We start from the raw sequence: 14,289 nt of genomic DNA, 5'->3' as shown, positions 1-14,289 counted from the left end.
GTAACAAGTCTTTGACCTCAACGAAAACCTTGCCGAGCGTGACCAAGAGCTCGACGCCGCGGGAGGACCTCATGAGGCGATAGGCCCTGGGCAACTGCCCGGAAGCCCGTTGACTCATAGAAGGCATGACGCGTGCCGGGGCCGATCAGTGAAGGGGTCCCAGCCGGTGACGGCCGCAGCAGTGGAAGTGATACACGGTAAGGAAACACGGGAAAAAGGAAGGAAAGCGTCTCATCATTGGATCGCCCGCAGCGGCCGGGTAGTTGCGCCGCGCGGGTGCCGCAGTCCCATCGGATTGGAAGGTGGTTCTCGGTTACGAATAAGCGATCTCTGCGTCGTCCGCCTCTCGGACGGACACCGCGGATACAGGAAGCCGACGTCTACGTCGGTTGACAATGGTGAAACCCAACCCTCGGGACCCCGGGCGCCGCACACGGCACCCGGGGTCCCTTGTGCTGTGGAGGTGGAATGATTCCTGACCAACCTGAGACCCCTGTGCCCGGTTCGGGTGGGGCCGACAAGTTCGACGATGACCAGTACCCCGCCTACACCATGGGCCGAGCCGCGGACATGCTCGGCGTGACGCAGGGTTTCCTGCGCAGCCTCGATGCTGCCTGCCGCATCATCACCCTTGAGGACCAGCTCCACGACTCCGAGCGCCGCAACACTGAACTACGGTCGGCCGACGCCGACCTGCCGGTCACCGACTGATCCGGCCCGGCGAGGCGGTCGGTCTGTGCTTGTCCGTCGCGCCCGTCACTTCGGAGGGTGGCCGCGATGGGTGGCGTCGCGGCGCACCTGGTCGGTGCGCTCGGTGATGGCGCCGACCTGGTGCGCGAGGTGGCGGTGCTGATCGCCGAGATGAGGGTGGGTCGCGGCGAGGGGACGCAGAAGCGCGGCCGGGTCGTCGTCGCCGAGGGCCTCACTGAGCTGGGTGACACGTTTCTGCGCCGCCGTGCCGAGGTCTTCCAAGGCGCTGACCTGCCCGGCCAGCGCCCGCAGTGCGGCGGTGTGTTCCCGGGCCCAGTCGGCTACGGCGCGGTCTCCGGCCCTGCGGGCGCGCTGGGCGTCGACGCGGGCTTCACCTGTTCTCTCGCCGGTGCTAGACGGCTGCAGGCGCAGGTAGCGGCGTTCAGCAGCCTGCCTACTAGCCACGCCGAGCGCGGGCGCGAGCGCGGTCCAACTGACGCCCGCGGCGCGGGCAGCGGTGATCAGCTCTGGCTCCCAGCCTGACAGTTCCTCGCGTAGCGACCGCAGCGCGCTCAACGCCGCCAGCAACTCGCCCTGCTCAGCCGTCCCGTCGCGTGCGGCGAGCACCGACACCAGCAGGGGCCGGACGGCAGCGAGCGGGTCCACATCCATTTTCGTCATCCTTTCGACGACTCCCTACTTGTCATCGTTTCGATGACATGTTAGAACAGTGGTGCGTGTTGACGCCAGAGAAGACAACTTGGAGGTGGAACCCATGTTGATGCGCACTGACCCGTTCCGCGACCTCGACCGGCTCACCCAGCAGCTGCTCGGCACACCCACCGGCACCTGGTCCAAGCCGACGGCGATGCCGATGGACGCCTACCGCGACGGCGACGAGTTCGTGGTCAGGTTCGACCTGCCCGGCGTGGATCCCACGGCGATCGAACTGGACGTCGAGCGCAACGTGCTCACCGTCAAAGCCGAACGACGCCCGGTATCCACCGGTGACGATGTTCAGATGCAGGTCGCCGAACGTCCGCTGGGTGTGTTCTCCCGCCAGCTGTTCCTCGGTGACACTCTCGACACCGAGCACATCAATGCCGACTACGACGCGGGTGTCGTGACCTTGCGTATCCCGATCGCGGAGAAAGCCAAACCGCGGCGTATCGCGATTTCCGCCACCGGCGGGGACCGCAAGGAAATCCGGGCCTGATATCCCGCCGCCTCGCGACCGAGGTGATCGCCATGAACACCATCGAGGTGCCGGCCGCGGTGGCACTGCTCCTCCTGCTGGACGAGGAGACGATCCAGGCGGAGTTCGACGAGTTGATGAACGCTGCCTGGTCCGCCCGGCCTCCACGCGGCCCACGCCCGCAGTCCCGTAGCCACGACCCGCACCACGCCGCGGCGCCGGTCCGCCGCCGGAGGTGCCCGGGTGTTCCTCTTGTCGCCCGGCAGGTGAGCGCACGGGAACGGTCCCCGCCTCGCACCCGCTGGCCAGTGACGTGCCTGAGGAAGAAGGTGATGCCTGTCCGAAGGATCAACCACCCGACGAACCCGCCCGCCGCGTTGCGGTCCGAACAGTGAGCCCCGGGTCGCGAGCGCGGTCTGCGGGTCCGCCCGGGTGGCGGGGAGCCGGCGCACGGCTCCCCGCCACCCGACGGTCCCCCTGTCCCCATGCCTCGAAAGGATGTCGTCCGTCGTGCTCCCGGCAACCGAACTCCCGAGCGGTCCCGCGCACCCCGCGATCCTCGCTCTGCGCACCTATCTGCGCGCGGTGACCGAGCAGTTGGACATCGGTCTCGAGTCCTGCACCATCGACCATGACACCTCGGTATCGGCTTACGTCGCCCTCGACACGCGCCACCCCGAATACCCCGATCGGGACCTCGCGCTGCTCTGGGATGAACGGCACGGCTGGGCCGCAGCCATCGAAAGCCACTCCGGGGAAGAGTTGATCGTCCTGCGCTACCTCGCCGGCGACACCATTACTCCACCTCCTAGCACGGTCGCCGGGTTCATCGCCGCTCTGCACGCTGACGATCACACCCTCGGCCAGCCGCACCCACCCCACCTGCGACCCGCAGGGCCACTCGACGACCTCACCCGTCTGCTGCACCGCGTCACTCTGAAGGCCGACCCGGCTCGCCAGTGACCCGACACGGTGGGAGGGCGGACTCGGGCTGCCGGTGAGCTTCGCGCTGACACCGCGCGGCGACACCCGCGAGCACGTCGACGAGCACCTCAACGAGCCCACCGCAGAGCTTCGGCGGCTCATCTACGACCGCGACGTGATCATCTTCGGAAGGACAGGGGATGCGACTCCCCGTGCTGGAGCGTCAGCAGGGCGCCCCCCGACCTGCCGGCGTCCCGGAAACCACCCTTGAGTGTCCATCCCAGACCGAACCGGCGCGGAACCAGTAGGACCTGGTCGTCGCGGGTCGACGTTGAGGATCACGAAGCTGTTCGCCATCACCGAAACTGCGCTGGTTGGAAGCTCAGCTTCGCGTGTCGATCAGGCTTTGGTACCAGGTGAATGATGACTTCGGTGTGCGGCGGCCGGTGGAGAAATCGACGTGCACGAGACCGAAACGTCGGGTGTACCCCTGGGCCCATTCGAAGTTGTCCAGTAGCGACCACACGTAGAAGCCGCGGATGTCCACTCCGGCACGGATCGCGGTGGTCATCGCATCGATGTGTGCGGCGAGGAACGTGACGCGGTCCGGATCATGGCACTGCCCGGTGGCGTCGATCGTGTCGGCGTACGCGCAGCCGGTCTCGCTGACGACCAGGGGAGGCAGCTTCTCGCCATAACGCTCGCGCAGGCCGACGAGGACGTCGGTCAAGCCACTCGGGGACACGGCCCACCCGGAGTCGGTCAGGTGGTAACCGGCAGGTGCGACGACCTCCAGCGGGATGGGGCGGTCGACCGCGCGGACCGCGTTGACCGAGTAGTAGTTCACGCCCCAATAGTCGAGCGGCGCAGCGATCAGCTCCAGGTCCCTGTCCCGGGTGAACGGTGCGAGAAGCGCCGCGACCTCATCGGGATAGGTGCCTTGCAGGATCGGTTCGGTGAACAGCCGGTTTTGCAGTACGTCGTAGAACTGAGCCGCGGTGTGGTCGCCGTCGGCGGACGGCACGGCTGGCGCGTAGCTGGTGATGCCCATGATCGGTGCGTCGACTTCGCCGCGCAACACCTGCACGGCCCGGCCGTGGGCGAGCAGGAGGTGGTGCGCCACGCCGAGTCCGTCGGCCAGCCCGAGGGTGAGCCCGGGCGCGTGCTCGCCGGTGAGGTGGCCGAGGGCGAAATGCTCGAACAGCTCGTTGATCGTGCTCCACGTGCCGACCCGGTCACCGAGGCGCGCGGCCACTACCGCGGCGTACTCGGCGAACCGGTCGGCGGTGTCGCGCCGCCGCCAGCCGCCGGCGTCCTGCACCCATTGCGGCAGGTCCCAGTGGAACAGGGTGACCACAGGCTGGATGGCGCTTTCCAGCAACGCGTCGACGAGCCGGCTGTAGAAGTCCAGCCCCTTCTCGTTCGGTGCTCCGCCGGCGTCAGGCTGGACCCGTGACCAGCACACCGAGAGCCGGTACGCGTCTACACCGAGGTCGGCCATCAGCGCGACGTCCTCGGCCCAGCGGTGGTAGTGGTCGCAGGCCACGTCGCCGGTGGAGCCGTCGGCGATCGTGCCGGGCTTGCGGCAGAAGGTGTCCCACACCGACGGGGTGCGTCCGTCCAGCGCGGCGGCGCCCTCGATCTGATAGGCGGACGTGGCCAGGCCGAACTGGAAGCCGTCGGGAAAGTCGCCCATCAGCTGGTTCCGGCAGTGAAGGCGTCGTTGAGCGGTGTGGCGTAACGGTCATTGGCGGTGAAGGAAGCAATACCGAGTGCGTCCTCGACGGTGCGCGCGGTGCTGTAGTGGTCGTAGCGGGTGGCGCTCGTGCGGCCGGCCGGCACTGATCCCTGCGAACCCAGTACGAGCGTTGCGACATGGTTGTCCGGGTCGCCGATGACCGGGTTGTCCTCATCCCAGGTGAGGATCAGCAACGATTTCTGGGTGGTCCAGGCGGGCGACGCCAGGATCGGGTCGATGGTTTGCTTGAACCAGCCGTCCTGTACCCGCCGGCTGGTCGCGTTGCCGTTGCCGGAGGCCTCGCCGTCGTAGTAGTCGTCAGCCGCGATCCAGGAGAACGCCGGTGTGGTGCCGGCGGCCGCGAGGTCGGTGGTGAGCTGGCTGGTATCGACCAGATGCGCCTGACAGCGCGCGTGGTTGCCGCTGATATCGGTGTAGTTGATGAACGGCGCGTCGTCGGGGGCGTAGTAGGAGTCGTAGGTGTGCACGGTGCTGGGGTCGTCGTTGCAGGGCACGCCCATGCCTTGTTCGTAGGCCTTCCAGCTCTTGCCGTTCGCTTCGAGTTCGTCGCCGAGGTTGCGGCCCGGATCTTTTATGTTCGGCCAGTACACGGCCCCAGTCGCAGCCGTGTCGCCGCCGGCGATGGCGAGGTAGTTCTCGTCGCTGGGGTGGTAGACGGCGTGGTAGTTCGACATCGACGTGCCCTTGTCCATCAGGCTGTGGAAGTAGGGCATTCCGTTGTCAGCCGCGGTGACCTGGGAGTAGTCCGAGTTCTCCATCATGATCACGAAGACGTGGTCGTAGCCGGGGACCGTCGATGGCGGCGGCTTCAGGATCGGCGTGGTGACCGGTGTGGACAGGGTGAGGGCGAGGTCGTCGGCATAGCCGGATTCGCCGAACACGTAACCGTTGAGCCACCCGCTGTCCAGGAACTGGACCTGAACGGTTATCGATCGGGTTCCGGTCGGCACCGTCCCCGAGGTTGTCCGAGTGAGGAAACCTGTCTGCAAGCCACGATCCAGGGCGGTCACGGTCGGCAGGCCGGTGCCGCCGAGTGGGTGGTTTGCGCTGTCGAGAAAGGTCAGGGATACCTGGACGTATCCCGGATAGTAGGTCCAGCCGCCTAACTGGCCGGACAGGTCGAACCTGACCGTTCCGGTGTCGATCGCGGCGGCTGCCGAGGCTACCGTGGTCTTCTGGGTCATGGTGGCGTCACCCTGGTCGCCGGGAGCGAAGAACGCCTTGCCTGGCGTGGGACTGGCCGGATGCGTGAACCTTGCCGCGGTGTCGCACATGATGTTGGGGCTGTTGGCGGTGATCGTCCACCCGGGCACGGTTGTCGCGGCGTGCCAGTCGGTGGTGCAGTACCCGGCTTCGGCGTCTCCGTTGACGATCAGGTTTCCGCTCGCGCCGGCGTTGGGTGCCGCTGTCGTATCGGGGGCCATGACCACCATCGCGGCGATCATGCCCGCCGCGCAGCATAGCGCCGTCCAGAACGTCCTCATCACGGATTCTCCTTGCCCTTGATCGTGCTGGTGACGATCCGGCTCTGCGCGTACGCGCCGTCGTCGTCGGGGTGCAGCGGCGGGAACTGGTCGGTGCCGGCGACGTCGGGGGTGGCTGAGCAGACGTCGTGGCCGAGGGCGGCCGTGTAGGTGTCGACAACGGTGGCGTTGCCTGTCGCCGAAACTCGCGCCATCATGTCGTTGAGCTGGACGTATTTCGCCGACAGATAGGCCACGTCGGTGTCGTGGATGTCGAGCGTGGGGTAGCAGCCGTGCCCGTCAGTGGCAGCCCGTCGAGGTAGTTGACGACGAACACGCGCGCCTGCGGTGAGCGCTGGTGAATCTGCGCGAGGACCGTGGCGATCTTCGGCTCGGCCGCGGCGATGGACTGCGAGATCTGGTCCACACCGTTGGTGGTCAACGTGTCTGCGCAGTTGCCGGAGCTGGGATCGGGGTTGGAGTTCTCGCACTGGCTCACGTATCCGATGAACCCGGCATCGTTGCCGCCGATGCCCAAGGTCACCAGGTCGGTCGTCGGTGTCAGCCGATCGGACTGCGGCGTGTTCGTACCCAGTGGGGTCGACTGCGGCTGGGTCATGTCGTCGGTCGTGGCGCCGCCACAGGACGCGTCGGTGAAGTCAGCGACACCGAGGGCGGCCGCGACCTGGTGCGGGTAGTCGTCGGTGGACTGTGCGCAGCCGAACGGCACGAACTGCACCGAGGGCCAGGTCAGAGCCGAGTCGGCGGTGTAGGAGTCGCCGAGCGCGACGTACTCGTGGTATCCCGTGGCAGCACTGGCCGGCGGTGCGGCGGTGAACGTCACCGCGGTCGCGAAGGTCGTGCTGACGCAGGCAACGAGGGCAACGGCTAACCCGACGCGGCGTGCGCTCCGTGCCGGCATGGCGATTCCTCTCCGTCCCGGAACTCCGGGTCAATCGGTGATTCGGATGGTGAAGGCGTACTGGCTGCTGGTGGCGGCGTGCTCGTCTCCGTCAGCGGGCATGGTGATGGTGACGCCGTCGGCGTTCCGGCTCCACGGCAGGGGCTTGCCGTCGGAGCCGAGCAGGACCATCCGGGTGCCTGTGGACAGCGGGAGCGGTGCAGTGACCCGGAGTTCGCGTCCGGGCCAGGACAATGTGGTCAGGTACAGAGTGGTGTCCGGGCGTGTGGTGAAGTACACGGCGCCGGCCGAGGAGGTGGCGTCAGGTTGGGTCCAGGGGCGCGTGGCGTAGATGCCTTCGCCGTTGATGCCGAGCCAGGCGCCGATGGTGCGCAGACGATCGGCCATCGGCTGCGGGATGGTGCCGTCGGCGCGCGGGCCGATGTTGAGCACGTAGTTGGAGTTGTTGGCCACGGCGACAACGAGTTCGCGGATGAATGTCTCGGCGGGCGCGAGTGTGTCGTTGGTGTTGTAGCCCCAGGAATTACCCATGGTGCGCACTGTCTCCGAGGGCGCGCCGGACAGGGTGCCACTCTGATACGTTCCGCCGTTCTCGACGACGGAGTAGTCCCGGTGGGTGTTCAGATCGCCGAAGCGGTCGTTGACCACCACCCCGCCCGGATTGTGGAACGCCGCCTGGTTGTAGTACTCGGCGATGATCCGGTTGCCCTGGAAGTAGTCCTCCGGGCCGCCGATATCCGCCCAGATCTGGTCGGGGTGATAGCGGGCGATGATCTCGCGCAGTTGCGCCCGCTCGAACGCCCCGTAGTCGTCGACGGCCCGGTAGCCGGTGTAGGCCACCGGGCGTTGAGTGTAGGCGTTGCGCGGCGGCAACTCGTTGAACGCAAGCAGGTTCTCGATCGGGCCGAGCAGGTCTGCCGGGGTCGTACCCATGCCCAGTGAACGCCCGATGTCCTGCAGTCGCCCCAGGGTCGCTCCCAGGTGTGGTGCGGGGTTGAACCATTCCGGCACCGAGTAGTAGAGGCCGGTCTTCAGGCGACGTTGTCGCGCCGCGATCACCAGCGGCCCGACCAGATCTCGCCGCGGTCCGAGTACGGCCGCGTTCCGGTCGCTCACCGCGCTGGGGAACAGTGCGAAGCCCTCATGGTGTTTGCTGGTCAGTACGAAATAGCGAGCCCCGGCCGCCACGAACAGATCCGCCCAGCTCTCCGGATCGTAATGCTCGGCGCCGAATCGCGGGATGAGGTCGTCGTAGCTCAAACCTGGACCGTAGGTCTCCAGGTGGTGCTGCCAGTACGGAGTGAGCGGGAGCTGTTGGAGCAGCCAGTACCACTCTGCCGTGCTGGACAGCGGCCAGTCGGTCGGTGCCCACGCCGGAACCGAGTACACACCCCAGTGGACGAAGACACCGAACTTGCCGTCCCGCCACCACGTCGGCAACGGGTGTCGCGCCAATGAAGTGAGAGTGGCGTCGTAGAGTGGTGCCGTGGTGGCCGCCGCAGCCTGACCGGCCGTCCCGCAAGCGAGCGCTAAGCCCGCCATTCCAGTGGTCGCAAGGAAACCTCGCCTGCTTGTCATGGCCAAGTCCTTAGTGGACATCGGTAGCTCCTTCGCCGGCGAGCACGGCGCCGCCATTGACCGAGCCTGTCCTGGTGCGACGGGCTCGGCAGCGAGCGCAGTCACTAAACCACAGAATCTGTGCACGTCTCCAGGTTTGATATGGTCGGTCATGGTCGACGCACGCACGCCCCGCCAACAGCGCAGCCAACTCCGCCGTGACGCGTTGCTTCGGGCCGCCGTCGAACTCATCGCCGAAGGCGGCCCGCAGGCGATCACCCACCGGGCCGTGGCCGCTCGCGCCGGACTTGCGTCCTCGACCGCCGGCTACTTCTTCGCCTCCATCGACGATCTCGCCGCCGAAGCCTTGCTGGCCTACACCGAGCGAGAGATCGACGACTACCTCTCCTTCGCCCGCGAGGCCGCCGGCGACCTGGAGCGACTGCTCGACGTCGTCGGTCACCGCGCCGTCGATCCACGACTCGCGCTCGCCCAGGTCAGCATCTACCTCGAAGCGCGCCGCAACCCGGCGTTGCGCCAACCGGTGAGCGAGGCTGTCGACCGGTTTCGGCACTCGACCGAGGAGGTCCTGCGCTCAGTCGGATTCCCCCACGCCGACACGGCCAGTCCCGCGTTTGTCGCGCTGCTCGACGGTTTCATGCTGCAACACCTGGCCAAGCCCGATGACCCGCCGACAGCGGACGAACTCATCGCCGCTATCCGCGCCCTGTTCACCGGATTTCTGCTCAACGAAACCGAACGCCACACGATCCAACAACGATTGCGGCCGCCGGTGCGCAAGGCCGACTGACGTTACACACCCCTGAGCCGGTGCTTCGGCCAGTGGTAGGACGCCGTCGCTCCACGGTGAGTCCTGGGATGGTCTTCGGAACGGAACGACGCACAGAGTCGAAAGGGACGGATGGGCTCGCATATTTCGCGGATCGAGGTACACAACTTCCGTCACCTGGTCATCGACGACTGACGCTAGCGGTGGGCGAAAGTGTTGAGGGCGTCGACTACGGCGCGGGTCATGTTGTTGCCGCCGTGTCCCGCGTCGAGGACGATGAGGCGGCTGGCCGGCCAAGCGTGGTGGAGGTCCCATGCTGTGTCGAGGGGGCCGGAGATGTCGTACCGGCCGTGGATGAGTACTGCCGGGATATCGGCGATTCTGTGCATATTCGCGGCGATTGGGTCGTCGTCGAGGAAGCAGCCGTTGCTCCAGTAGTGGGTCACGAGTCGCGCGAAGATCTGCTGGAATGCGGGGTCCTGATACCGCAGCCAGGGTTCCCAACCGGGCGTGAGCGAGACATGGGTGTCTTCCCACCTGCACCACTGCTCTGCGGCGCGGTTGCTGACTGCGACATCGGGATCGGCTAGCAGGCGCGCATAGGCGGCGGCCAGATCTCCGCCCTGTTCGTGTTGGGGCACATTGGCGACGAAGGTGTCCCATTCCCGCGGAAAGACCCGCCGCATGTCGCGGGTGATCCAATCGGTCTCGCGCCGGGTGCCGGAGGTGACGGCGGCGAGCACCATCGCAGTCACCCGGTCCGGGTGCCGTTGGGCATAGGCCAGGGCCAGCGTGACGCCCCAGGAGCCGCCGGCCACGACCCACCGTTCGATGTCGAGGTGTTCACGTAACCGCTCAATGTCGAGCAGGAGCTGCCAGGTCGTGTTGGTGCTCAGGTCGGCAGCGGCGGAATCTGCCAGCGGCCGGCTCCGTCCGCACCCTCGCTGGTCAAAGAGCACTGCTCGATACGCGGAGGGATCGAAGTTCCGTCGGTGGCCCGGATTGCAGCCCTGCCCTGGGCCGCCGTGCAGGTACAGCGCCGGCGTCCCCGCCGGATCGCCGACCGTCTCCCAGTACAGGTCGTGTCCCTCGCCGACATCCAAGGATCCTGACGCGTAGGGCTCGATCTCCGGATACTGCTCAGCCATCAACCCAACATAGCTATTGTAACAGCACTTATGCAAGTGCTGTTACAATAGCCGGATGACGCAGGTCAGTGGTCCCGACCCGACGGCGCAGAGCCAGTGGCGCGAGTGGTCGTTGTTGCAGGCACGCATGGACGCGGAGATCGCGCGGATTTACCTTGAGGCGCACATCGAGGGGCTCAAGCCGAGCTTCGTGATGGTGCTGCTCAGGCTGCATGCTCGCGGGCCGATGACGATCACCGAACTAGCCGAGTCGGTTTCGGCCACTCACTCGGCTATGAGTCAGAAGGTGGCAGCGATGCGCGCGGCCGGCTTCGTCCGGACCAAGACCGGTGTCGATGCCCGCAGCAAGAAGGTGGTACTCACGGCCAAAACGGTCCGCATCGTCGACAGGCTGGCTGCCGAATGGCGTGCCACCGAGGCTGCGGTCATCGAGATCGAAGCGGAAATCCCCTATCCACTAAGCCGAGTCGTTACCGATATCGAGGAAGCACTGAAGCGCAAGAGTTTCCACGATCGGATCGTCGAAAAACTTGCCGCGGACACCGCCTGGCCTCAGGTGCCCGCTCAATGACGGCAAAGGTGACAACGCGGTATGCGGCGAAACCACGGTTTCTTGGAGATCGCGTTCCCAACGTTCGTGCCGATCGGCGAGCAGGAGCTCAAGCCGGTCTCAATATCGCCAAGTCATGTCTATACGGCAGACGACAACGACACTTCATCGAATGAAGTCCCGTCCACCGAGGAAATTCGTGTAGCCCAAAATGGATATCACCTCCTCTCGTCTTGGACTACGGCTCCCGACATCTTGGAGGACGACTCCTTCGACCCGGAAAGGGTCCCTATGCAGGCGAAACAGCGAACCGTTGACGGTCGGCGGCCAAAAATACTTGCCACAATCACCCCGTTGGGTGAATGCGCTGGGGCAGTTTTGGTGACCCCGTTGGGAAAGGGGGTCACGATGTGCCCCAGTTGCCAAACAGTAACTTAACGCGAGTCTACAATGGACCGATGTTTGGTGCACCGAAAAATAACGCCCGAACTGCGGAAACGTGCAGGCCGGGCGATCATGAAACTTGTGGAGCTAAGGGGATTCGAACCCCTGACCCCCTCACTGCCAGAATGGTCCAAATAGCCCCCTGACCTGCGACGATAGAGAAACTGCATGTCGTTCGGTGCACCAGGTTGCCGTTGACTGTCGTTCATTGCCGACGATCGCACGCGTCCGCTCCAGTTTTGCTCCAGCCATATCAGTGTGAACTGCTGCTACGGGTTCCAGGCCGACGACGACGAAAAGCCCAACGCACCCCTGGTGACGATCCGCGCAGACGACCTGGCGCAGGTCCGGAAGTCCATCTCGAAGCAGACTTGATCGCGTTCGGCATGGACGTCGCGGTGCCCGCGCCGGGATACGCCGAGCACTTCGCGCTGGTCCGGCAGATCAACACAGAAGCAGGTCACATCCCGCAGGACTCACTCGACGCCTGGCAGGAGACAGGACCGCTACATGTCCGACGAGAGTTTGCCCAGCACCTGCAGCAGATCACCGAAAGTGGACTACTTCACCTCGTCAGCCCCTTCCCCGGCGTCACGATGCCGTCCGACGCGGAAATCGCCGACATTGTCACCTCAGGCGTGCATGTTTTCCTGCACGGATAACTGGACTGAACTTCGGTGGCGGGACAGCGGCATCCGACGATGGTTGTTCGCCAGGCGCGGCTGTTCAGAACATCCCGTTATCGTTCGCCGCGGTCGTGGGCACCTCCTGAATCACATCCCAATGCTCGACGACCTTGCCGTCCTTCAGGAGGAAGTAGTCCGCCAGCGCCCGTCCCGGGTTGCCCGGATTGCCGGGCTCGAGGTCCAGGTGGGAGTGGGTAGCGACCATGTCGCCCTCGGCGATCACACGCTTGATGTCGAGCTTCAGGTCCGGGTACTCGCCCCGAAGCCACTTCACGAACCCGATGAACGCCTCCGGGCCGTCCTGCGCGTCCGGGTTGTGCTGGAGGTACCGCGAACCGAAGTGGTCGGCGATCGCCTTCTCCGGGTTCCCGGCGAAGGCGGTGGTGTAGTAGTCGACAACGACCTGCTTGTTGCGCTCGAGATCCGACATGACCTGCCTCTTTCTGATGCGGTACTAAAGTGGTGTCACTACAACTTTATGGTAGCACCATGATCGTAAGCAGATGGCTATCCTTTGTGGCCATGGGCTCACACACCGTCGACTGGAGCGCGCTGCGCGCACTGGACGCCGACACACGCGATGCGATGGGACGCCGGGAGCGGCGCAAGCGCGCGACACGACAGATGCTGATCGACACCGCCACCGAGATGTTCCTGGAGCGCGGCTTCGAGGCCGTCACCGTCGCGGAGATCGCGGAGGTGTGCGATGTCTCGCCGACGACGGTGTTCAACTACTTCCCGACTAAAGAAGCACTGGTCCTGGACCTCCCGGGCGACCTGCTCGCCGCCCTCCGGGCAGCCCTCGCTGATCCGGGAACGACGCCGCTTGAGGGCATGGTGCAGATCCTGGCCGGCGAACTGGACAATCTGACCTCCTGGCTGGAGGCCCAGGACGACAGGGCCTGGGCCGCCGAAGCGGTGCAGCGCTTCGAAGCCATGGTCCACGACACGCCCGCGCTGCAGGCGCACCACCGCAACATGCTCCAGCAGATGACCGCCGCCGCCTGCGATGTCCTAGCCAATCGGGCCGGGCTGGACCCGCGCGACCCCGAGCCTCAGATTGCCGCGGCCGCGCTGCTCGGCCTATGGAGCGTCCAGGTCAACTCCTCGCGCAGGTACTTGGACGGACGCCGGAGTCCGGCGCGGGTGCGCGACGCGGTCACCACCGACGTCCGCCGCGCCGCGCACCTGCTTGAGACCGGGCTTGCTGCCTTCGCTGTCGACGCCTAGCGGGCAGCCCGTGAATCGGCGGCCTAGCAATCACAGGCGCGACTACCTGGAGTGGCACCCGGCGCCGAGTAAGCCGAGGCCGTCACGGTGACCACCGCGGTCCCCGCCCGGACCGCCGAGTCCGCGACACGGCCGCGCCGGGCCGCGAGATCGCCCAGCGCTGTACGTGCCGAAAACTACATCCGTGACCGTCGACACTTCGGGAACTGATCGAGCGCGGGCCCTGGTCGACGTTGCTCGATCTCGAACGCGATGCATAGCTACCGCCAAAAACTCCGGACGCGCCAACGGTTGAGCAGATCGGGCTGTTCTGACGGGCCGACGCCGGCCACAGCGTCAATGGCGAGGCACATCCGGTGAGTGCAGAGGTGTCCCACGGCGCAAGTCGTATCCCCTGCTGCTTGCTAACAGGGGCCTGTGACCTGTGTCTATCGAGCAGCGCTGGGCCGAACGGGTTATGTTCGGTGGTGGCGGCCCACCGCTCCAGGTGCCTTCCAGCCGCAGGTGGATCGGAGGTCGACGTGGCCAGCGTGCCTGCTTGGATCGAGCCGATGCTCGCTGTACCCGACGGGGGTACCCTGCCCGCTGGCCCGGGGCTGGCGTGGGAGACGAAGGTCGACCTCTGTACACGGTTCAGAGCTGTTGCCTGGTCGGGGAAGGTGTGATGCCGGACGTCGGTACTGCCGTACTTCGTTCCAGGTCACCGGCGTCGACACCGTCGGGTGTTCCCGTCCGCGCAGCGAGTACGGCGCGACCGTGTTCTTCGAGGGATTGTTCTGGCTCCAGTCGACGAACACTTTCCCTTCCCGCAGCGCCTTCGCCATCTTCGACACCACCAGGTCCGGAGTCTCGGCGGCGAACTGCTCGGCGAGGGGTTTGTCGTAGGCGGAGGTGCGTTCGGGCTGGCGAACCCTCACCCCGGCGCCGAGCA

Annotated in this window: 16 protein-coding genes and 2 pseudogenes; 8 read left to right on the top strand and 10 right to left on the bottom strand. The window is 66.0% G+C overall.

Translation table 11 applies throughout. From position 1 onward, the window contains the following. Positions 1-468: 468 nt before the first annotated feature. Positions 469-711, top strand: coding sequence for a hypothetical protein (locus JWQ81_RS06555; protein WP_297538605.1), 243 nt, complete (start codon positions 469-471; stop codon positions 709-711). 45 nt (positions 712-756) lie between these two features. Here JWQ81_RS06555 and JWQ81_RS06550 read toward each other — a convergent pair whose 3' ends face one another. Further along, positions 757-1,362 (bottom strand): HSP18 transcriptional regulator, encoded by a 606-nt coding sequence (locus JWQ81_RS06550; protein WP_297538759.1) that lies wholly within the window; start codon positions 1,360-1,362, stop codon positions 757-759. Positions 1,363-1,465: 103 nt separating this feature from the next. Between JWQ81_RS06550 and JWQ81_RS06545 the strand changes: the two genes are divergently transcribed. From JWQ81_RS06545 to JWQ81_RS06535, 3 genes are all read left to right on the top strand, one after another. After that, positions 1,466-1,906, top strand: coding sequence for an Hsp20/alpha crystallin family protein (locus tag JWQ81_RS06545; RefSeq protein WP_297538602.1), 441 nt, complete (start codon positions 1,466-1,468; stop codon positions 1,904-1,906). A gap of 32 nt (positions 1,907-1,938) precedes the next feature. Further along, the gene (locus JWQ81_RS06540; protein WP_297538600.1) at positions 1,939-2,280 is read left to right on the top strand and encodes a hypothetical protein; all 342 of its coding nucleotides are present in this window, start codon (positions 1,939-1,941) and stop codon (positions 2,278-2,280) included. 115 nt (positions 2,281-2,395) lie between these two features. Continuing rightward, a complete protein-coding gene (locus JWQ81_RS06535; protein WP_297538598.1) occupies positions 2,396-2,848 on the top strand; it encodes a DUF6292 family protein in 453 nt (150 codons plus the stop codon). A 140-nt stretch (positions 2,849-2,988) separates the two neighbouring features. On the opposite strand, the pseudogene JWQ81_RS44810 reads toward JWQ81_RS06535, so the two are convergent. The 6 genes and pseudogenes from JWQ81_RS44810 to JWQ81_RS06510 all read right to left on the bottom strand — a co-directional run. Next, positions 2,989-3,132 (bottom strand): annotated as a pseudogene (locus JWQ81_RS44810) (DUF5808 domain-containing protein); the annotation flags it as partial. Positions 3,133-3,191: 59 nt separating this feature from the next. Beyond that, on the bottom strand, positions 3,192-4,505 hold the full coding sequence (locus JWQ81_RS06530) for a GH1 family beta-glucosidase (RefSeq protein ID WP_297538596.1): 1,314 nt from the start codon (positions 4,503-4,505) through the stop codon (positions 3,192-3,194). Continuing rightward, a complete protein-coding gene (locus tag JWQ81_RS06525; protein ID WP_297538757.1) occupies positions 4,505-6,052 on the bottom strand; it encodes an alkaline phosphatase family protein in 1,548 nt (515 codons plus the stop codon). The genes JWQ81_RS06530 and JWQ81_RS06525 overlap by 1 nt, the downstream gene beginning before the upstream one ends. Then, entirely contained in the window at positions 6,052-6,288 is a 237-nt protein-coding gene (locus tag JWQ81_RS06520; RefSeq protein WP_297538594.1) for a hypothetical protein, read from the bottom strand. The genes JWQ81_RS06525 and JWQ81_RS06520 overlap by 1 nt, the downstream gene beginning before the upstream one ends. Beyond that, positions 6,246-6,953 carry an SGNH/GDSL hydrolase family protein gene (locus JWQ81_RS06515; protein WP_297538592.1) on the bottom strand — a complete coding sequence of 236 codons (708 nt, stop codon included), beginning with the start codon at positions 6,951-6,953 and terminating at the stop codon, positions 6,246-6,248. Before JWQ81_RS06515 ends, JWQ81_RS06520 begins: the two co-directional genes overlap by 43 nt. A gap of 30 nt (positions 6,954-6,983) precedes the next feature. Continuing rightward, positions 6,984-8,552 carry an alpha-L-fucosidase gene (locus JWQ81_RS06510; RefSeq protein WP_297538590.1) on the bottom strand — a complete coding sequence of 523 codons (1,569 nt, stop codon included), beginning with the start codon at positions 8,550-8,552 and terminating at the stop codon, positions 6,984-6,986. 130 nt (positions 8,553-8,682) lie between these two features. On the opposite strand from JWQ81_RS06510, the gene JWQ81_RS06505 reads away from it, so the two are divergent. Then, positions 8,683-9,321 (top strand): TetR family transcriptional regulator C-terminal domain-containing protein, encoded by a 639-nt coding sequence (locus JWQ81_RS06505; RefSeq protein ID WP_297538588.1) that lies wholly within the window; start codon positions 8,683-8,685, stop codon positions 9,319-9,321. Positions 9,322-9,497: 176 nt separating this feature from the next. Here JWQ81_RS06505 and pip read toward each other — a convergent pair whose 3' ends face one another. After that, entirely contained in the window at positions 9,498-10,448 is a 951-nt protein-coding gene (gene pip / locus JWQ81_RS06500) for a prolyl aminopeptidase (RefSeq protein WP_297538584.1), read from the bottom strand. A 127-nt stretch (positions 10,449-10,575) separates the two neighbouring features. Between pip and JWQ81_RS06495 the strand changes: the two genes are divergently transcribed. Both JWQ81_RS06495 and JWQ81_RS06490 read left to right on the top strand, forming a co-directional pair. Beyond that, the gene (locus JWQ81_RS06495; protein WP_297538582.1) at positions 10,576-11,019 is read left to right on the top strand and encodes a MarR family winged helix-turn-helix transcriptional regulator; all 444 of its coding nucleotides are present in this window, start codon (positions 10,576-10,578) and stop codon (positions 11,017-11,019) included. A 794-nt stretch (positions 11,020-11,813) separates the two neighbouring features. After that, the gene (locus JWQ81_RS06490) at positions 11,814-12,104 is read left to right on the top strand and encodes a hypothetical protein (RefSeq protein WP_297538580.1); all 291 of its coding nucleotides are present in this window, start codon (positions 11,814-11,816) and stop codon (positions 12,102-12,104) included. Positions 12,105-12,168: 64 nt separating this feature from the next. On the opposite strand, the gene JWQ81_RS06485 is transcribed toward JWQ81_RS06490, so the two are convergent. Then, entirely contained in the window at positions 12,169-12,558 is a 390-nt protein-coding gene (locus JWQ81_RS06485) for an ester cyclase (RefSeq protein WP_297538578.1), read from the bottom strand. 92 nt (positions 12,559-12,650) lie between these two features. Here JWQ81_RS06485 and JWQ81_RS06480 point away from each other — a divergent pair, with 92 nt between their 5' ends. Then, positions 12,651-13,358 (top strand): TetR/AcrR family transcriptional regulator, encoded by a 708-nt coding sequence (locus JWQ81_RS06480; protein ID WP_297538576.1) that lies wholly within the window; start codon positions 12,651-12,653, stop codon positions 13,356-13,358. Between the two features lie 455 nt (positions 13,359-13,813). Here the strand turns inward: JWQ81_RS06480 and JWQ81_RS06475 are convergent. After that, positions 13,814-14,289 (bottom strand): annotated as a pseudogene (locus JWQ81_RS06475) (hypothetical protein); the annotation flags it as partial.

This window comes from Amycolatopsis sp. (assembly GCF_025464955.1).
Classification (GTDB): Bacteria; Actinomycetota; Actinomycetes; order Mycobacteriales; family Pseudonocardiaceae; genus Amycolatopsis.
This window is presented reverse-complemented; position numbering and strand designations above follow the sequence as displayed.